The following is a 17,685-nucleotide window of genomic DNA, read 5'->3' as shown; positions in this document are numbered from 1 at the left end:
TCCGCTGTGGCCATAGGAAGACACTAACGGCGGCATTTAGCGCGGCTTGCGCGTTTGTGCGCGTTTGCAACTTTCGTTTATTCCCTATACGATCAAGATTCATTCCAAGAAGGACCTTAGAAATGAATGTAAAAAACCCTCTTCGCCTGCAATTCACCGATGCTTTCGGGAATATTTGCTTTGTCCCGTTCTGCTATAACCTGAACCAGCTCTCGGGCGCGGTTCAAGAAGCCGCACAGCGCGACGCGCAGCATTTGGTTTCTATCGATGTGATGGAGCCGCAAGGCACTAACACCGTCAGCACCTACAGTTGCTCCCTAACCGTAGGGCCGACTGGCGCAGAGCAGAGCAGTCTGTACAATCAAGTTCTGCAAGCGGCCAAAAGCAATCTGAACTGGCCGCAAAACTACATGCCCGAGTCGGCGAGCGAGGAGGATCTTAAGAACCTGGGACTTCAGATCGCGTCCGGCGTGGCAGCCCAAGTTATCGTCTCGGTGGGTGGTAAGGCTATTAAAATGATCCTGCGCAATCTGTCCGGCACTCCAGCCCCAGCAGCGGTTGACGGAAACGATCCGACCCCGCCTGAAAGCGCTGGCGATGTGGTCGGCACCGTTTCCGACCCCGACCCCGAAGGTTTATTGCCAGAAGGTGGCGATTCGGGCGACTACCCGCCAGACAGCGGCGAGGATGGTGGCGACGAGGGTGGCGACGAGGGTGGTGGTGGCGACGAGGGTGGTGATGACGGCGGCTTTGACCCAGATATCATCCCTGATTTTATCGAGAAGAAAGACTAGGCACCCGGGGGCCCCTTAATTGGGGCCCTTCTTCAATAGGTTCGATTATTTCGGGGCTGAAGTAGTTAGGCGAAAGGTCTTTATGCATTAGATCTTGCGGCTGGCCTGTTGGCCGGCGGCTTGGAAGTATGCGAATGAAGTCCTCAAGCTTCTGGAATCAACTCCCAATCACTGATCACGTAACCTACATGGGCCGGCCGACGCTAGCGAATTGTCGTGGCCAAGACGCGCGGCAAGGATCTGCCGCATCTTCATTAGGCCGGCGGACTGCGCAAGGCCGACAGCCTGGAAGTGAAGGTGCAGGCGCTGCTGGCTGGGCGCAGGCAGCGGATCAATTTCGAAAAGCAGTTGAAGTCAGCGCTGATTGCCTGCAGGTAGCTACTTTGGCCTTTTTTCGCTTACGGCGCACACTGAGCTGGTATACAGGCGGCTTTCCCTTGTTGCTTAACGCCACGCCTATCACGAATTTTTCAATGGCCTTCCGGCCTTTTTCAGTTGGCGCTTGGTAGCCACCTGCGACCTTGATCAAGTCGCCGCTTTCGATGAGGGCATCCAAGTCTGGGCGTGGTGGAGGGTTTTCTAGTAACTCACGAATCTCGCGAAGAAGATTTTCATCCATTTGCGGGGTGCTCCTTGTGAAGTCGCGGCGAAACTCACCGTTCGACGTGGACATTTGTACGCCGAAGAAGGTAGTTGTACGATACTGTTTATCCATGCAGTACTGGTGTGTCCATGGGGTTCCTCGTCATCCGCCGCCGCAAGCGTGCCGATGAAAGAGCGGGAGACCTTGCGGCAGATGCTGATCAAAGTCGGGGAAGGGGAGCAACCTGCGAACAGGCCTATACTGCCCTGACCGAAACTGGAGGACAGCATGGACGACTTGCAGGAGAAGATGGCGGCGGGTGAGCCGCTGATGCAGCAGGCGATGGATGCGGTGCGGCGCTATCACGAAGCGCTGGAATTACTTGCTCCTGCTGAGGATGTCGAGTGCCTGCGCCTTGAGGCAGAGTCACTTATGCAGGCTGTGAGCGAGTACCAGCTGAGCGCCTTGGGCGGGCGGCCCGCAACTCGTCATTGAGACGGCGTGTCCATGGGACAGTAGTGTGCGAAATATACGTCGAAGGATACTCGGTTGGAGAAGGTGCAGCAGAGTAAATCGTCGGCTCGCTTTGCAGCGGCCAAGCGAGATCGCCGAGCTTCTGCCGCTTAGATGAACCCCTGTTTTATCACGCAAGCTTGGTTCAGCTGACGCCTATAGAACGAGCGCGGCTTAGCTATGCTGAATTAGCTGGCTTTCTTTAAAAAACAATACTTAGCAACCATCCGATCAAGCCACTGCCCAATACAATTAACCAAGGAGGAGCCTTCCAGAACATTAAGGCAACAAGGGCTATCAGCGCCAACCCGAAGTCTTGGGGAGCTAATATGGCACTCGTCCAGACCGGGTTGTACAAGGCCGCCAGGAGAAGCCCGACCACTCCCGCGTTGACCCCTGCAAGCGCCGCCTGAGTGCGAGAGCTATGCCGCAGTTGCTCCCAGAAAGGCAACGCGCCAATCACGAGGAGGAATGAAGGTGCAAAGATAGCGATGAGGCACACCGACGCGCCCACCCAGCCAGAAGGCTGGACGTTCATGGAGGCACCGAGAAATGCTGCAAAGCTAAAGAGTGGGCCCGGTACTGCCTGCGCTACGCCATACCCAGCCAGGAAAGTGTCGTTGGCTACCCAGCCGTTGGGTACCGTTGCCGCCTGAAGTAACGGCAGCACAACATGCCCCCCTCCGAAGACTAATGAACCGGCCTGGTAAAAGTCGTGCAGCATAGCTAGCGTTTGAGAGGGCCAAACCTGCATCAATAATGGAAGGCCAAACAACAAGCTGAAAAACACCACCAAGGAGATCGCACCCACCTTCTTGGTGATCGAGATCGCCAAAGATTCCGCGGCTTGGCGCTGTGTGGTTTTAAGCAGCATCAAGCCGACGAGGGCGGCGCAGACGATCACACCAATCTGTCCCAATGCATTGGGCCACAGGAGTGCAGCGCAGGCAGAGAATGCGGCGATAGTCACGCGAAGCACATCGGTACAAAGATTGCGGGCCATTCCCCAGACTGCTTGAGCGACGACAGCGACCGCGACGATTTTAAGGCCGTGCAATAGACCGCTTGGGAAAGCACTTCCCCAAGTGGACATACCCTTAGCGAACAGAACCAGCATTAGAGCCGATGGCAATGTGAAACCTGCCCATGCAGCAATAGCTCCAGAAAATCCGGCATGAGACAGTCCCAATCCTATGCCAACTTGGCTACTCGCGGGCCCCGGAAGGAATTGGCACAAAGCGACCAAATCGGCATAACTGCGGTCGCTAAGCCATTGGCGCCGGGCTACGAACTCTTCACGAAAGTACCCCAGATGGGCAACCGGGCCGCCGAAAGACGTTAGTCCCAAGCGCAAAAACACCAGAAAAACTGACCACGCGGAATCAGACGTAGCCATCTTGATGTGACTTTCTGGTGACAATACTCATGCTCCCAACGGTGACTGATATAGCGGGATTGACAAATATCATTCAAGCACAACTCGAGTATTCAATCAGCCCATTTGACGAGTGAGCAAGCTCAGTACCTGCTGGACACCCATTTAATTATGAAAGGTGCGTTGGGCGGACGCTCACAACGCCGCACGCCAAAGCTTGTGAAGCTGCAGCAACAAAAGTTAATGAGAGTTGGGGTGGAATTGTCGGCAGGACGCCAGTGGCACGTTGAAGTGATACCAATTCTGATACCAATCACCGAGTTTTGATGGGGTGTAGGGGGGGATTTGGCCCAATAAAACCGACCTATAAGCACCCTTTGAGCCCCATGCAGGACGGCATGGTGATGTTAGCGGTGGAGATCAAACGCTTATCCTGCGGAGTATGAAGAGGTGAGTGTAGGTGCCAGCCAATGACAGTCGACAGCTTGTGCAGCGCCCCAAATCCAAGGAGGAGCCGATCCATCCGTGCAGGTGGAGGCCATGTCTCGAACCACTTGCTCTGGCGTTCGCATGAACCATTAGCGACGAGCATTGCGCGATCGACCTTCAAATGCACGAATCAGATAGGCCTCAAGCGCTGAAGCCAAGTGGCTGTGCCGCGCCTCGAAGCCTATGGTGTGTATCGAGGTTATGGACTCCCAACGTGGGCGCAGCCTCAACCAGCCCGGGCCGCGCTCCTTGTCCAGGCGGTACACATGTGAGCTCAGTCGGCGTGATATCCCATGATCACAATACAATCCACCCCCTCGGCTGGCGCCCAGGCCGATGTACTCAAGATCGTCCCCGGCAAACAGCGCATAACAGCCTCCCAGCTGATAGTTCGGTACAGACCCCTTGAACTCCCGCCAGGCATGCCAGGCAGGCGGTTGAATGCCGAGCACGTCGGTGTTCCAGTGCATGCCAAAGAACTTTTCGGTTTCAGCTTCAAGCTGAGCCAGGGTGACTGGCTTTCGATCATTCATGCTCTTGATTCCTTTCAATCCGGTTGCGAGCCAAGCGTCGGCGTCCATCTTTGGCGTGCGGCCCCGGGCAGCAGTGTCGACGCTGGCGAAAACATGTGCAATCGCTGCGCTAGCCCGTGCAACCACAAAATGGAAAAACACCGAATCGACCCAAGTGGGGTAAGCCAAGGCTGCGGTACTTGTAAGCGAACGCTGTTTGTCCCCTCAAATCTTGATTTCTGATATGTCCGTGCTTTATTGGCTGATGTTTGTCGTCATTGACGATCAAACACTATTTGTCATTACCGAGCCAGGTGCTTGCACGTTCGCTTGAAGGCCTGGGCTCGCGCGTGTTGATAATCAGTTTGGTCAAGGAAATCAAAGGAATGAAACTTTCACCCGCAGCAAAAGGAATTGCACTGGCCCTGGTCGGTTTCTGTTCATCGATACCCGTGGTGCACGCCTGCACGCGGCTGGTTTTTCTTGGAGATAACCAACAGATCATAACGGCACGCTCAATGGACTGGGCGAAGGATGTGGAAACCAACCTGTGGGTGTTCCCCCAGGGCATGAAGCGCCACGGTGAGGCAGGCCCCAATTCGGTTACCTGGACGTCGAAGTACGGCAGTGTCATTGCGTCCGGCTACGATATTTCCACCACCGACGGCATCAACGAAGCCGGGTTGTCTGCAAACCTGCTGTGGCTGGTGGAATCAGAATATCCAGCACTCGAACAGGGCAAGCCAGGGCTCAGTATCTCGGCATGGGCTCAGTACGTATTGGATAACTTCAAGACCGTGGCTGAAGCGGTCGAGGCGCTCAAGGCCGAACCGTTTCATGTGGTGACATCCAAGGTTCCGAACGAAACCCGCCTGGCAACGCTGCACCTTTCAATGTCCGATGCGTCGGGCGATAGCGCAATTGTTGAGTATATCGATGGCAAGCAAGTCATTCACCACGACAGAAAATATCAAGTGATGACGAACTCGCCGAAGTTCGACGAGCAGTTGGAAATGTATGCTTATTGGCAAGGCATTGACGGAACACAGATGTTGCCTGGCACCAACCGCTCGCCTGATCGCTTTGCGCGTGCGTCCTTCTACGTAAATGCCGTGCCCAAGCATGAGGATGCGCGGCTGTCACTGGCCAGTGTATTCAGTGTGATTCGCAACGTCTCGGTGCCGTACGGCATTACAACGCCAGATCAGCCCAATATCTCATCCACGCGCTGGCGGACTGTGGCGGACCATAAACACAAGCAGTATTTTTTCGAGTCCGCAGTCACGCCCAATACGTTCTGGGTTGACCTGAAAAAGCTGGACCTCAGCCAGAAAACCGGCAAGGTGAAAAAGCTGGACCTGGGCCCGAACCAGGCAAACGTGTATGCCGGCGAAGTGTCCGCCCGCTTCGAAGAGTCAACACCGTTCAAATTCGAGGGGATTTGAATTGCACCAGCGACTTGATCCCTGACATTTACACTCAGGACGCAACAGCGCTCGCCTCGGCAATCATGAGGTCGAGCGCTTTTGTGTGCGTTGAACAAAAGGCGGCTCGGTCATCAGCCTATCTGTGACAACCCAAATCCCAGACAAAGAAAAGCCCGCGATGGGGGGGAGCGGGCTTAAAGGTTTCTACTAGGAGCTGGGTCAACCATAAGCCTTCGAATGTGAAAGGCTTGTGAAACTTACGGGATTGGTCTGAATGATTGCTATTTCACCGTGCAGGTCCAGCGGTGATTGTGCCGGTAGGGCGCGCGCATGAAGGTGATGTCCGAGACGCGGGTCAGGCCGCGTTTGCGCAGGGCGTCGGTCAGTTGTACGAGTGTCTCTGCTTCGATAGTCATTGCTGTTACCTCGTCAGATTTACTGCGTTCATAGGTCTGGACCGGGCGGGTGTCGGGCTAATTCAATTTTTTTGCCCGTGTATCGACGACCGCAAACAGGCCAGGCAAAAAAGATGAACCACCCACGCCGCCACGCGCTCACATGAACAGCGGTACCTCAAACGCAGTTCCCGAAAAACAGAACGAGGATTTCATGATGAATACCCTGTTGCGAAGCAGCGCTTTTGCGCTGGCGTTTACCCTGGCAGGCGCGGTACACGCGGCCCAGGACGCCGACGATTTCGTGGAAGACGCCTCGGCCAAAGGCATTGCCGAAGTGGAAGCCGGCAAGCTGGCCCAGGAGAAGGGCAGCGCCAGCGACGTGAAGGCCTTTGCCGACATGATGGTCAAGGACCACACCGCAGCCAACGAGAAGCTCAAGGCCATCGCTGCCAGCAAAAAGCTGGAAGTCTCGGATGATGCCATGCTGATGGACAAGGCCAAGGCGATGATTCTGGAGCTGCGTAGCGCCAAGTCGTTCGACCAGGCCTATGCCAACAACCAGGTCAAGGCGCACGAGGCCACCATCGAGCTGTTCGAGAACTATGTGAAGGACGGCACCGATGCCGAGCTCAAGGCGTTCGCCGAGAAAACCCTGCCCACGCTGAAAGAGCATCTGACCAAGGCCAGGGCACTTGCCAGCGCACACGGCGGTGATGCAGCCCAACCCTGAGCCAATGCCCGCTGGCCAGTGCGCAGGCGCTGGCCATTGGCAATGCAGTACGCACCGTTCCAGTCGTAGAGGAGAGGTGACGATGAACGACACGGACAAAAGGCAGGCGTTGCAGAACTGGCGACAGGCGTTGGTCCACGAGCATGCGTCACTGGACGCCGAGCAGCGTTACGACAAGGCGTTGATGGCCGCCGATGCACTCGAGGTGGCGGGCATCATCAGCAGTCGCGAGTGGCGCGAGCTGGTGAAGGAAGCCAATGCCTTTATCTTCCACTGAGCGGCGTTGCCAATGCCGGCAGTGCCTGGAGGTTAGCGTCATGAAACTGACCGCGTTGGCGTTGCTGGTCGCCAGCCTGTCGATGCTGCAAGGGTGCTTCAACGAGCCCGAGCATGTCGACAAGGATACCGATCGCAGCAAGTCTTCCCTGCAGATGCAAAAGCCCGACACGCCCCCTGCGGAGCCGGCGCCTCGGCAACCCCCCAACAACTAGCTTGAGCGAACGTGCGCCCCAGTCAGCCGAGGCTTGGGGCGCAGGGCTCAGAAGGTGGGCGGGGTGATCACCCAGATCACCACCGCATCCACTTCACCCGGGTTGCCGTACTTGTGCGGCTCCTGGCTGGAGAAGCTGAAGCTGTCGCCTTCGCCGAGTTCGAAATGGCGATCCCCCACCCACAGCTCGAAGCGGCCGGACAGCACGTACCCGGCTTCTTCGCCCTCATGGCTGTAGCTCTGCTGGCTGTAGGTGCCTGGCGGAAAACGCGAGTGGAGCATCTCCAGTTCGCGGTTGGGTTGCGGGGTGAGCAACTGGTCGACGATGCCGTCTTCGTAATGCACGCTCAGTCGGCTCTGCCGGCGCACCACGTAGCCGCTGTCCTCGGGGGCGGTGACCGCCTCGCTGGCGAAGAACCACTGGATGGTCACGCCCAGGCTGCGGGCGATATTGAACAGTGCCGGTATCGAGGGGTACGACAGGTTGCGTTCCAGCTGGCTGATATAGCCGGCGGTCAGCTCGCTCTGTTGCGCAAGCTCGGTCAGGGTCATGCCGCGACGCTTGCGAAGCCCGCGAATGCGCGTGCCCAGAAAGTGCGGCGCGGCGCTGCCGTCCTCGGCGGTGGGCGGCAGCTTGCTGTTGTTGCTCATGGCGTTATCCGATCAGCCCTGCAAAGGCCCGGAGTATAAACAGCCTCACAGGCTCGCGGCGACTTTAAGACCCTCATAGATGGCTTCCTCGGCGGTACGCGCCGCCAGGCAATCGCCAATGCGGTGTACTGGGGCCAGGTCCTGGATCTCGCCGGCCAGGGTGTCGACCGGGTGATGGCCGTGGCACAGCACCAGGGTGTCGATGCCTTCGAAGATCATCGCCTCGCCGCTGGCGGTGTGCTGCAGGTAGACGCTGCTGTCGTCGCAGCCATACAGCCGCGCATAGGGCGTGATCGGGATGCCCAGCTTGTGCAGCTCGCCGGCCATCTGGTCACGCACATACAGCGGCAGGCTCTCGCCACAGTGGGTACCGTTGACCGCCAGTTGCACCTGATGCCCGGCGCGGGTCAGGCGTTCGGCGATGCCCGGCCCGATCCAGTCGCAGCGCCAGTCCATCACCATCACCGAGCGACCGACCTGTACCTGCTCGCGCAGCACCTGCCAGGCGTCGACCACCTGCAACTCGCCGCCGCGCTCGAAAGCCGGCCAGTAGGGCGCGGCACCGGTGGCAACGATCACGGCATCCGGCTGCTCGCGCTCGACCAGCGCGCGGTCGACCCGGGTATTGCGCACCACCTCCACGCCGGCCAACTGCATCTCGCGTTGCAAGTTGGTGCTGGCACCGCCGAATTCGCTGCGCCGTGGCAGCAGTTGCGCCAGCAGCACCTGGCCACCCAGTTGGGCGGCCGCCTCATACAGGGTGACCTGATGACCACGGGCCGCCGCTACCGCGGCAGCCTTCATGCCGGCCGGGCCGCCGCCCACCACCATCACCTTCTTGCGCAGTGTGGCAGGCTGCAGTTGGCCGAACTGCCGCTCGCGCCCGGTCTCCGGATGCTGGATGCACGAAATCGGCAGGCCCTTGTGGAAGTGCCCGATACAGGCCTGGTTGCAGGCGATGCAGGCACGCACGTCTTCGGCCCGGCCGCTGTCGGTCTTGTTCGGCATCTGCGGGTCGCAGATCAGCGCGCGGGTCATGCCACACACGTCGGCCTGGCCGCGGGCAAGTATCAGCTCGGCCTCCTGGGGCTGGTTGATGCGCCCGGTAACGAACAGCGGAATGTCCAGGCTGGCCTTGAAGGTGCCCGCCTCGCGGGCCAGATAGGCGGCCTCGATGGCCATCGGCGGCACGATATGCACCGCGCCGCCCAGGGACGCCGAGGTGCCGGCCACAATATGCACATAGTCCAGTTGCCCTTGCAGGGCCTTCACCGCGCCGAGCGATTCATCTTCGCTCAGGCCCTCGGCGTCGCGTTCATCGGCGCTGATGCGCAGGCCGATAATGAAGTGTTCGTCGGTGCTGGCACGCACCGCGGCGATGACCTCGCGCACAAAGCGCAAACGATGTTCAAGGTCGCCGTTGTAGCCGTCGCTACGCCGGTTGACCCGTGGGTTGATGAACTGGGCGGGCAGGTACCCGTGGCTGGCCACCACCTCCACGCCGTCCACGCCCGCCTGATGCAGGCGCCGCGCCGCCGCGGCATAGCCGGCCACGATCTCGTCGATCATGCCTTGGTCAAGCTCGCGCGGCATCACCCGGAACCGTTCGTTGGGCACCGCCGAGGCCGAGTAGGCCACCGCCAGCAAGCCGTCGCTGGACTCCATGATCTCGCGCCCCGGGTGAAAGATCTGCGACAGCACCACGGTGCCGTGGGCATGGCAGGTCTCGGCCAGCCGGCGATACCCCTCGATGCAGGCGTCATCGGTGGCCATCAGCACGTGGGAGGTGTAGCGGGCGCTGTCGTGTACCCCGGCCACCTGCAGCACGATCAGCCCCACACCACCTTCGGCCCGGGCCTGGTGATAGGCAATCAGCTGTTCGTTGACCAGGTTGTCGGTGGGCATCGAGGTGTCGTGGCCGCTGGACATGATGCGGTTCTTGAGGCGCTTGCCACGGATCTGCAACGGGGTGAACAGGTGCGCGAAGGCGGTCGACATGGTGGTCAGGCTCCAGCGGGGGTGTTGTTATTATTTTTCTATGAAAGTGTACCGACAGTAAAAAATCAACTTGTTTTTTTACTTGGGTTTGATTAGCGTCGAGTCACCCCAGTGCAGGGGCTTACCTCACAAAAACAAGAAAGTGGACCACGCCGGCGCCAGGCCGAGTGGTACCCGCAGGAGGATCCATCGATGAAAGCGTTCCCGCGTAAACCAGGCCTGTATGCAGTGCTGCTTGCCCTGGGCCTGGGCAGTGCCCAGGCAGCTCCGCAGATGGTCGTGGTGGGTTATGGCGGTGCCGGGCAGAAGGCCCAGGACGTGGCGTTCTTCCAGCCGTTCAGTGCCCAGGACAAGAGCAAGCTGATCCAGAGCGAGTACAACGGTGAAATGGCCCGCATCAAGGTGATGGTCGACACTGGCAATGTGGACTGGGATGTGGTGCAGATCGAAGGGCCTGACTTGATGCGCGGGTGCGACGAAGGCATGTACGAACCCCTCGACTGGAAGCAGCTGGGGCATGCCGACGAGCTGATCCCGGACGCTGCCCTGGCGTGCGGCTCGGCGGCGCTGGTGTGGAGCGTGGCGATCGCCTATGACCGCGACAAACTGGCCCAGGCGCCCACCTCCTGGGCCGACTTCTGGGACGTGAACAAATACCCGGGCAAGCGCGGCCTGAGGAAGCGTGCGGTGTACAACCTGGAGTTCGCACTGCTGGCCGACGGCGTCAAGGTCGAGGACGTCTACAAGGTACTGGCCACCCCCGAGGGCGTGGACCGCGCCTTTGCCAAGCTGAGCGAGCTCAAGCCCAACATCCAGTGGTGGGAGGCAGGCGCCCAGCCGGCGCAGTGGCTGACGGCGGGTGACGTGGTGATGACCTCCACCTACAGCGGGCGCATCGCCAGTGCCGCGCAGGCCGGTGCGCCGTTGGCGGTGGTATGGCCCGGCAGCCTGTACGGCATGGACTACTGGGCCATCATCAAGGGCTCCAAACATGTCGACCAGGCCAAGCGGCTGATCGCCTACACCAACGACCCGGCAGCGCAGGTGCGCTATGTACAGCAGATTCCCTACGGCCCGACCAACACCCAGGCCGCGGCAAAGCTGGACCCGTCGCTGGCCAGCTGGGTGCCGACCTCGCCGCAGAACCTTCAAGGGGCGCTGTCGATGAACGTCGAGTTCTGGGTCGATCATGGTGACGAACTGGAGGAGCGGTTCAACGCCTGGGCTACCAAGTAGCCGTTGCAGCCCGTCTCCTGCACCGTTCTGCAGGAGCGGGCTCAGCTGTGAAGGGGCGCGCGGCGCCCCTTCAAAGTCTGGTTAAATACGCGCTTACCAGAACCGCCGGCGAGCCCGTTCCATGCACGATGACGACGATATCCACGAACCCGAGCACGACCACCTGCTCGACTACGAATTTCACGATCAATACATTGCCCCCGAGCCAGAGGCGGGCGGTATGGATGAGGATGACGAGGACGATGATGCCTGGGGTCTGCTCGACGATGACGATGACCAGCCCGAAGACCCATAGCCCTGCCGGCTTCACCATTCGTCGCGTGTGCTGCACCCTGGCCCCGGCCTGACCTCCAACTGACAGGGCCCGGATGTTCCGGGCCTTTGCTGGCGAGGTGTTCCATGACTGACCAAGTGACTGCCCAAGCCCAAGACCCCACCCAACCGACGACGGCTCCCGAAGACGTCGATCCGCTGGCACGCCCACCGGTGTTCACGCCAGATCGTCCCGAGGACTGGAAAGACCCGGCCAGCGGTGATGGCGTGCCCGATGACGAAGACATGCCGCTGCCCAATGATTGAGCGCAGGGGCGTCTGCCAGGGGGCTGGGGGGATCGCTGGCAGACACCCGGATGCCTGGCCCCATTCGACGACGTGGAGGTATTGATGACCGGTAATCAGCACAAACCAGAAGGACCGCATTCATCCGAGCACGCCTCTGAACGGGACACGCTGGACTTTGATCCCGATTCGCCAGACCTGGATGACCCGCAGGTGGATCCGGTAGGCCCGGCCAAGGCGCCCAAGGGCGGGCCAGAACCACGCAAGCCACCGCTTCTTGGCGAGTAGCCGCAAACAAGGGCCCGGCGCAATGCCGGGCCTTTTTTGCAATCAGCCGTGCAATCAGCCGCCGGCTGCCTTGGCCGCGGTCACACCCGCCGCACTGAGCTTGATCGGGTAACGCACTGACGGTTCATCGTCGGCCCCAACGGTGACCGCACCGTCCTGGATCAACCCCTTGTCCTGCAGTTGCTTGAGCGTCTCGGCCACCGCCTTTTCGCCTTCGAAGTTGTCCAGCACTTCCTTGCCCAACCCGTTCGGGTGGGCGTGGTACAGCCGGGTGAGTACTTCGTTTTGCAGTGTTTGATTGGTCATTGCCTGCCTCGCAGTGTTCATGGGTATGAAGGGCGTTGCACAGCTTCCGACAGGCCAGGGCGGCAGGGATTCCACCGGATGTCGCGAGGGGGCGACCGGTTGCGTTACAGCAGGTTGCGGGGTGGGGGCGGGCAGCAGGGCCCTGAAACAGAACTGCCCCGGGCAACGCCGCGGGGCAGTGGGTCAAGCGCTACGCCGGGGCGTCAGGGCTTGTTGTTGAGCTTGCGCAGTTCTTCGTAGGTGGCCGACTGGACGAACCAGAAGCCGGAAACGATACACCAGGTCAGCGTACCGACAATCAATGTGCCCAGGCCAGCCAGGAAGCTCTGGCTGAACATGAACAGGCCGGAAATCCAGATGACGGCCAGTGCCACGTACAGCACCACGTTGTTGACGCTGATAACAAAATCTTTCACGAGTAATCCTTCCCGAGTCATTGTCCACTGTCGCACGAACGGCGTGCGACAGGCCGCTATCATATTGATATTGCGACAACAATTCCATCGGAACGGGCGATGCGCCTGCCTGTCAGCGGCTAGCGAAAACGCGGCAGCGGTCGGTCCAGGGTGAGGGAGGTCAGGGTCTTCTTCACCAGCACCTCGTCGGCTTCGACGGCCTTGAGGGTGTCGCGGATCTTGCCCGCCACCGGTACATCGCCCTGGCGGTCGATCCAGTCGGCGATCTCCTTGCAGGCCACGGCCAGGCGGTCCTGACGGTGGTTGATCAGGGTCAGCAGGGTGGTGATCTCTTTGTCGGACATGGCGCATTCCTCCCTTCGGCGAATTAAGTGTAGCAGTGCGCCGGCAGTTGGCCCCCCCAGCCTCAATCGGGTTTGCCGCGCACGATGCGCCCGTCCTTGACCTCGTCGGCATAGGCCTTGAGCTTGTCCGAGTCCCGGTACAGGCGGTTCATCAGGTGCAGCACCGCCACCACGTCGACGTCCTTGATGCGCTCGGCCAGCTTGCTGATTTCACCGGCGGTACGCTCCAGGTCGGTGGCGACCAGCTTCAGGTCACGTTTGAGTTCTGCGGAGGACTTCTTGATACCCATGGATACCTCGGATGGGCTGATTGCGTTCAAATGGGTGCATTCTAGCAGGCGACACCATCGGCAACAGAAGAGGGGAGGCACAGCATGAGCGCCAGGGTGCAGGTACGGGCCAACCGTCGTGGTCGCGATATCGCGGTGGGCGATATCCATGGGCACTTCCAGCGCCTGCAGCAGGCACTGGATGCCGTCGGGTTCGATCCGGCCATCGATCGGCTTTTCAGCGTGGGCGACCTGGTCGACCGTGGGCCCGACAGCGAACAGGCGCTGGCATGGCTCGATCAACCCTGGTTTCACGCGGTGCAAGGCAATCATGAAGCGTTGGCCATTGCCCACGTGCGGGGCCACTGGCTGGACCAGGCGATGTACCGCGCCAGTGGTGGCGGCTGGTTTCTTGACCTGGATGCGCAGGCCCAGGCCCGCTTTGTGGCCGCCTTCGAACAGATGCCCCTGGCGCTGGAGCTGCAAACCCCTGAAGGCCTGGTCGGCCTGCTGCACGCCGACTGCCCGTTCGCGCATTGGCAGACACTGTGCGAGCACCTGGCAGGCGAACCTTCAGCCGATGTTCAGGAGGTGTGCCAATGGTCGCGACGACGCTTGCAGCAGGGCGACACTGGCGAGGTTCAGGGCTTGCGTGCGCTGATCGTCGGGCACACCACGCTGCGCGAGGTAAAGGTGCTGGGCAATGTCTGGCACCTCGATACCGGCGGCTGGGCAAGCGGACACTTCAGCCTGCTTGATCTTGCCAGCCTTGAGTTACTGCAGACGCCTAGATGAACCACCACGGGTCACCGTTGGGCTTGGTGGGGGTTCGCCTGAGCTGGCGTATCGATACCCATGCCAACGCGACGCCAACCAGCAGCATCAGGCCACTGAACACCATCTTGAACAGGATCGCGGCATGAAACGCGTCGGGGTTGTCACGCAGCGTATGGGTCACGTGGTGGACTGGCCGGATACGGTTGCTGACCATACTGGTCACGCTGCCCGCCTGCAGGTCTTGCAGGTTCAGCAGGGCCATCGCCAGGGCACCCACAATCAACAGGAAGCCAGCCATCAGCAAGACCATCATATGGCCGCTGCCCACGCTGTTCTGGCGCATGGTCGCCTCCTGGCAGATTTCGAGAAGCGCGCGATCATACATGACTTGACGCTGGCCGGCAGGGCATTTGAAACTCGTTGCCCCAGCCACCGGAGCCCCTCATGGACCTGACCACCCTCGCGTTATTCATCCCGGCCTGTTTCGCCCTGAACATGGCCCCTGGCCCCAACAACCTGCTGTCGCTGAACAACGCCAGCCGCTACGGCCTGCGCACGGCCTGCCTGGCTGGCGCCGGCCGCCTGCTGGCGTTTGCCGGCATGATCGTACTGGCCGCCATGGGCCTGGCGGTGGTGCTGCATACCAGTGAATACCTGTTCCTGCTGGTCAAGGTGCTGGGCGCCGGCTACCTGTTCTACATCGCCTGGCAGTTGTGGCGCGCACCGGTCGGCGAGGCCGCGCAGGTCGGTGCACGCGGCGTGGGCACCCTGCGCCTGGCGCGCCAGGAGTTCCTGGTGGCGGCGGGCAACCCCAAGGCCATCCTGATCTTCACCGCGTTCCTGCCCCAGTTCGTCAGTGTGACAAGCGCCACGCCGGTGGCCGAGCAGTTCGCCGTGCTGGGGGCGATGTTCCTGGTACTGGAGTGGCTGGCCATCGCCATCTACGGCTGGCTGGGGGCGTACATGCAGCGCTGGTTCAACCAGCCTGCACCGCGTCGGCTGTTCAACCGGGTCAGCGCATCGTTGCTGGGCCTGGCGGGGTTCGGCCTGCTCGCCGCACGCCGGGCCTGAGCTCTACCAGCGGATGCGCAGCCCCAGGGTGCCGCCAATCGATTCCTGCTGGCGGCTGTCAAGGTTGGCGCTGTAGGTCACTGCGCCGTACATCGCCACGGCGGGGCTCAGCCGGGCGCTCAGGCCGGCGCCCACGTCCATCCAGGTGGCGGCCTGATCAGTCCTGATCGGCTCGCCCCCGTCGAACCGCAGGGTGTCGCGCCCGCCACTGCTGCGCCATACATTGCTGCGCAGGTAGGGCTCCAGCGGCACGCTGCCGGCCAGATAGGTGCCCTTGATTCGTGCGCCAACGCGCCCGGTCCAGTTGGTCTGGCTGTCCTGGGTGACCGTTGAAATGCCATCGCTGCGTGTATCGAAGTCGACCTTGCGGGCGATCACCTGCCCCTGGGGCTCGACCACCCAGCGCGCGCTCAATGCCAGCGGATAGCCGGCCTCCACGGAGGCCGCCAGGGCATGCCCATCCAGATCGAGCTTCACGCCGCGATCGGAACGGGCGCGGCCGTCCAGATCGGTGTACTGCAGCACCGTGTCCACGTACCACTGCCCGGGGCCGATCAGCGTCCAGTAGGCGCCGACACTGTCGCCATCGAGGCGAACATCGCCCACTGCATTGTCCTCGAAACCCAGCGCGAAGCCTTTGACATCGCCATCGAGCCGGCTATGGCTGACATACACCCCGGCGTGCTGGCGATAACCGTCGTCGGTGTGCGTCGCATACAGGTCATGGCCCACCTCGAAACCGCTCAGGTTGCCGTCCAGGCTTGGCGACACCGTGCCGGACCACTGCTGGCGCAGGTGCTCGCCAAAGGTGCGGGCCCACCCGGCGGCCACCGGGCCTTGTTCGTCGAGCAGGCGTTGCTCGCCCTGGCGCTGGTGGAAGGTGCCCAGGGTCGACAGGCTGATGATGGCCGCGGCGCGGCTGGCCACCGCGTACACCGGCACTTCGGCGCGGTACAGCACGATGGCCTGCCCGGCGACCGGGGTGGGCAGTGGCGGGGTACCCGGTGCGGCCACGGGCGCCGGCACCACCGGTGGCGGTGGCTGGCCGGGCAGGGGCGGCGCCGATACCGGGGGCGCGACCACGCTCGAGCGCAGGTACCAGCTGTTCTCGCTGCCAGCGCTGACCCCGCCCTTGAACAGGTAGTACTGGTAGGCCCCGGCCGACAAGGGCTGGCCAAGGCTGAACGCCGTGCTGGTGCTGGTGGTGCCAGGGCCGGCCTCGACCACCTGGATGCCGTCGGCCGCTGTCAGCGCGCCGCTGCCGCCCAGGTTGTTGACCTGCAGGGCAGTGCTGCCGGCCAGCGAGCCCTGGTTGACCACCAGCCGGTCGGAGGCGGCGCCGTCGCCTTCGAGCACGCTGTCGACCTTGAGCACGCCGTTGCTGCCTGCGTAGTTGCCGTCGAGGGTCAGGCGGCCCAGTGCATTGGCGCCGCTGCTGAGGTCGATGAGCCCGGCGTTGTTCACGCTCACCGATGTGCCGCCGGCAAACGCCGTCACCTGGCCGGTGCGCGCCACCAGCTGGCTGGTGGCATCGATCAGCAAGGTGCCGGTACCCGTGCCCTGGTCTCCAAGAACCAGGTGGTCATCCAGGTTGAAGACCGAGGCGTTGGTCAGGGCCATGCGCTCCCAACCGGTATAGCGCGCGCCCAGGCTGCTGCGGGTATGGTCCAGTACCAGGCTGTCGCTGCCCAGGCCGCCGTCCACCTGGCGCACCAGCCCCACGCGGCTTTCGTCGAGGTTGGCCAGCAGCGCCTGGTCGCTGCCGTCGCCCATCAGCACCGCACCGCGCACGATGCCGTCGTCGCGCCAGGTGAAGCTGTCGTCGCCGAAGCTGAGCAGTACATTGCCCACCACCTCGCCACCGCTGATGGTCACACTGTCGTCGCCGCCGCTGACGCTGATGTTGCCGCCGATGCGTCCGCCACTGACGATGACCGTGTCGCGGTCAAAGCCTGTGACCAGGTTGGCGTCGATGATGCCGCCGGACATGTCGAACAGGTTGCGGTCCAGCTTCATGTCGACGCGCCCGATGCGCCCGCCGCTCATGTAGGCCACATCGCCATCTTCGAAGGCGCCGATGATGCGTCCGCCGCTCATCTGGAACAGGTCGCGGCCGTTGCCCTGCTGCAAGGCCTGCAACTGCCCGCCGGTCATGATGAAGGTGTCGATGCCCGCGCCCTGATCGAGCACGCCGGTGATGATACCCGACGCCATTTCGACGCGGTCGGCGCCGGGGCCGAAGGTCACGCTGCCGGCGAGGGTGCCGCTGCCCCTGGCCGGCAGTATCAGCGTGTTGTCACCGCCAGGGTCGACAAGGGAGGTGCCAATGCCGCTGTCGCAGACATAACGATCGTTGCCGCCGGTAGGGGCGAAGGTGCAGTCCGCCTGACTTGTCAGGGCCCACGGGCCCAGCAACGGCAGGCACGCCAGGGCAACGCGGCTGGGCGGGCTCATTTCGTC

At 61.6% G+C, this 17,685-nt stretch carries 24 protein-coding genes; 12 read left to right on the top strand and 12 right to left on the bottom strand.

All coding sequences use genetic code 11. The features are described from left to right. Positions 1–122 precede the first annotated feature (122 nt). Positions 123–794, top strand: coding sequence for a hypothetical protein (locus LOY33_RS12875; protein WP_258658401.1), 672 nt, complete (start codon positions 123–125; stop codon positions 792–794). Positions 795–1,125: 331 nt separating this feature from the next. On the opposite strand, the gene LOY33_RS12870 is transcribed toward LOY33_RS12875, so the two are convergent. Next, the gene (locus LOY33_RS12870) at positions 1,126–1,413 is read right to left on the bottom strand and encodes a hypothetical protein (protein ID WP_258658399.1); all 288 of its coding nucleotides are present in this window, start codon (positions 1,411–1,413) and stop codon (positions 1,126–1,128) included. Between the two features lie 252 nt (positions 1,414–1,665). Here LOY33_RS12870 and LOY33_RS12860 point away from each other — a divergent pair, with 252 nt between their 5' ends. After that, positions 1,666–1,872, top strand: coding sequence for a hypothetical protein (locus LOY33_RS12860; protein WP_123752658.1), 207 nt, complete (start codon positions 1,666–1,668; stop codon positions 1,870–1,872). Between the two features lie 220 nt (positions 1,873–2,092). On the opposite strand, the gene chrA is transcribed toward LOY33_RS12860, so the two are convergent. Both chrA and LOY33_RS12850 read right to left on the bottom strand, forming a co-directional pair. Next, positions 2,093–3,286, bottom strand: a complete 1,194-nt coding sequence (gene chrA / locus LOY33_RS12855) for a chromate efflux transporter (RefSeq protein ID WP_229590258.1) — start codon at positions 3,284–3,286, stop codon at positions 2,093–2,095. 557 nt (positions 3,287–3,843) lie between these two features. Beyond that, positions 3,844–4,287 (bottom strand): hypothetical protein, encoded by a 444-nt coding sequence (locus LOY33_RS12850; protein WP_253086702.1) that lies wholly within the window; start codon positions 4,285–4,287, stop codon positions 3,844–3,846. Positions 4,288–4,652: 365 nt separating this feature from the next. On the opposite strand from LOY33_RS12850, the gene LOY33_RS12845 reads away from it, so the two are divergent. Then, entirely contained in the window at positions 4,653–5,711 is a 1,059-nt protein-coding gene (locus LOY33_RS12845; RefSeq protein WP_253086701.1) for a linear amide C-N hydrolase, read from the top strand. A 263-nt stretch (positions 5,712–5,974) separates the two neighbouring features. On the opposite strand, the gene LOY33_RS12840 is transcribed toward LOY33_RS12845, so the two are convergent. Next, on the bottom strand, positions 5,975–6,109 hold the full coding sequence (locus LOY33_RS12840) for a hypothetical protein (RefSeq protein WP_255001044.1): 135 nt from the start codon (positions 6,107–6,109) through the stop codon (positions 5,975–5,977). A gap of 196 nt (positions 6,110–6,305) precedes the next feature. On the opposite strand from LOY33_RS12840, the gene LOY33_RS12835 reads away from it, so the two are divergent. From LOY33_RS12835 to LOY33_RS12825, 3 genes are all read left to right on the top strand, one after another. Next, positions 6,306–6,821: a DUF4142 domain-containing protein gene (locus LOY33_RS12835; protein WP_043861503.1), complete on the top strand. Its 516-nt coding sequence runs from the start codon at positions 6,306–6,308 to the stop codon at positions 6,819–6,821. Positions 6,822–6,903: 82 nt separating this feature from the next. After that, the gene (locus tag LOY33_RS12830; protein WP_054914550.1) at positions 6,904–7,098 is read left to right on the top strand and encodes a hypothetical protein; all 195 of its coding nucleotides are present in this window, start codon (positions 6,904–6,906) and stop codon (positions 7,096–7,098) included. A gap of 40 nt (positions 7,099–7,138) precedes the next feature. After that, positions 7,139–7,312, top strand: a complete 174-nt coding sequence (locus LOY33_RS12825) for a hypothetical protein (RefSeq protein WP_167400191.1) — start codon at positions 7,139–7,141, stop codon at positions 7,310–7,312. A 47-nt stretch (positions 7,313–7,359) separates the two neighbouring features. Here LOY33_RS12825 and LOY33_RS12820 read toward each other — a convergent pair whose 3' ends face one another. Then, the gene (locus tag LOY33_RS12820) at positions 7,360–7,962 is read right to left on the bottom strand and encodes a helix-turn-helix domain-containing protein (RefSeq protein WP_043861479.1); all 603 of its coding nucleotides are present in this window, start codon (positions 7,960–7,962) and stop codon (positions 7,360–7,362) included. A 45-nt stretch (positions 7,963–8,007) separates the two neighbouring features. Continuing rightward, the gene (locus tag LOY33_RS12815) at positions 8,008–9,960 is read right to left on the bottom strand and encodes an FAD-dependent oxidoreductase (RefSeq protein ID WP_253086700.1); all 1,953 of its coding nucleotides are present in this window, start codon (positions 9,958–9,960) and stop codon (positions 8,008–8,010) included. A gap of 192 nt (positions 9,961–10,152) precedes the next feature. Between LOY33_RS12815 and LOY33_RS12810 the strand changes: the two genes are divergently transcribed. The 4 genes from LOY33_RS12810 (at position 10,153) to LOY33_RS12795 (ending at position 12,042) form a co-directional block, all read left to right on the top strand. Further along, a complete protein-coding gene (locus tag LOY33_RS12810) occupies positions 10,153–11,196 on the top strand; it encodes an ABC transporter substrate-binding protein (protein ID WP_258658366.1) in 1,044 nt (347 codons plus the stop codon). Between the two features lie 121 nt (positions 11,197–11,317). Further along, positions 11,318–11,491 (top strand): hypothetical protein, encoded by a 174-nt coding sequence (locus tag LOY33_RS12805; protein ID WP_253086698.1) that lies wholly within the window; start codon positions 11,318–11,320, stop codon positions 11,489–11,491. Positions 11,492–11,595: 104 nt separating this feature from the next. Beyond that, positions 11,596–11,775: a hypothetical protein gene (locus LOY33_RS12800; protein WP_080922870.1), complete on the top strand. Its 180-nt coding sequence runs from the start codon at positions 11,596–11,598 to the stop codon at positions 11,773–11,775. A gap of 84 nt (positions 11,776–11,859) precedes the next feature. Continuing rightward, entirely contained in the window at positions 11,860–12,042 is a 183-nt protein-coding gene (locus LOY33_RS12795) for a DUF6021 family protein (RefSeq protein WP_078480403.1), read from the top strand. Positions 12,043–12,096: 54 nt separating this feature from the next. On the opposite strand, the gene LOY33_RS12790 is transcribed toward LOY33_RS12795, so the two are convergent. From LOY33_RS12790 to LOY33_RS12775, 4 genes are all read right to left on the bottom strand, one after another. Beyond that, positions 12,097–12,348 (bottom strand): hypothetical protein, encoded by a 252-nt coding sequence (locus LOY33_RS12790; RefSeq protein WP_043861483.1) that lies wholly within the window; start codon positions 12,346–12,348, stop codon positions 12,097–12,099. Between the two features lie 203 nt (positions 12,349–12,551). Continuing rightward, complete coding sequence (locus LOY33_RS12785; protein WP_043861484.1) at positions 12,552–12,764, bottom strand: hypothetical protein; 213 nt, start codon at positions 12,762–12,764, stop codon at positions 12,552–12,554. A gap of 119 nt (positions 12,765–12,883) precedes the next feature. Then, positions 12,884–13,108 carry a hypothetical protein gene (locus tag LOY33_RS12780; protein WP_043861485.1) on the bottom strand — a complete coding sequence of 75 codons (225 nt, stop codon included), beginning with the start codon at positions 13,106–13,108 and terminating at the stop codon, positions 12,884–12,886. A 62-nt stretch (positions 13,109–13,170) separates the two neighbouring features. Then, positions 13,171–13,398 (bottom strand): hypothetical protein, encoded by a 228-nt coding sequence (locus LOY33_RS12775; protein ID WP_043861486.1) that lies wholly within the window; start codon positions 13,396–13,398, stop codon positions 13,171–13,173. Positions 13,399–13,482: 84 nt separating this feature from the next. Here LOY33_RS12775 and LOY33_RS12770 point away from each other — a divergent pair, with 84 nt between their 5' ends. Then, positions 13,483–14,172 (top strand): metallophosphoesterase, encoded by a 690-nt coding sequence (locus LOY33_RS12770; RefSeq protein ID WP_253086697.1) that lies wholly within the window; start codon positions 13,483–13,485, stop codon positions 14,170–14,172. Here LOY33_RS12770 and LOY33_RS12765 read toward each other — a convergent pair. Continuing rightward, positions 14,165–14,497, bottom strand: a complete 333-nt coding sequence (locus LOY33_RS12765) for a hypothetical protein (RefSeq protein WP_258658358.1) — start codon at positions 14,495–14,497, stop codon at positions 14,165–14,167. The two genes, LOY33_RS12770 and LOY33_RS12765, sit on opposite strands and share 8 nt — an antisense overlap. A gap of 101 nt (positions 14,498–14,598) precedes the next feature. On the opposite strand from LOY33_RS12765, the gene LOY33_RS12760 reads away from it, so the two are divergent. After that, entirely contained in the window at positions 14,599–15,225 is a 627-nt protein-coding gene (locus tag LOY33_RS12760; RefSeq protein ID WP_043861489.1) for a LysE family translocator, read from the top strand. Between the two features lie 3 nt (positions 15,226–15,228). On the opposite strand, the gene LOY33_RS12755 is transcribed toward LOY33_RS12760, so the two are convergent. Then, a complete protein-coding gene (locus LOY33_RS12755) occupies positions 15,229–17,679 on the bottom strand; it encodes an autotransporter outer membrane beta-barrel domain-containing protein (RefSeq protein ID WP_253086695.1) in 2,451 nt (816 codons plus the stop codon). Between the last annotated feature and the right edge of the window lie 6 nt (positions 17,680–17,685).

Origin of the sequence: Pseudomonas sp. B21-036, assembly GCF_024748925.1 — a bacterium.
GTDB classification, from domain to species: domain Bacteria; phylum Pseudomonadota; class Gammaproteobacteria; order Pseudomonadales; family Pseudomonadaceae; genus Aquipseudomonas; species Aquipseudomonas palmensis.
Note: the sequence above shows the minus strand (reverse complement) of the source record. Positions and strands in the feature narration are given on the sequence as shown.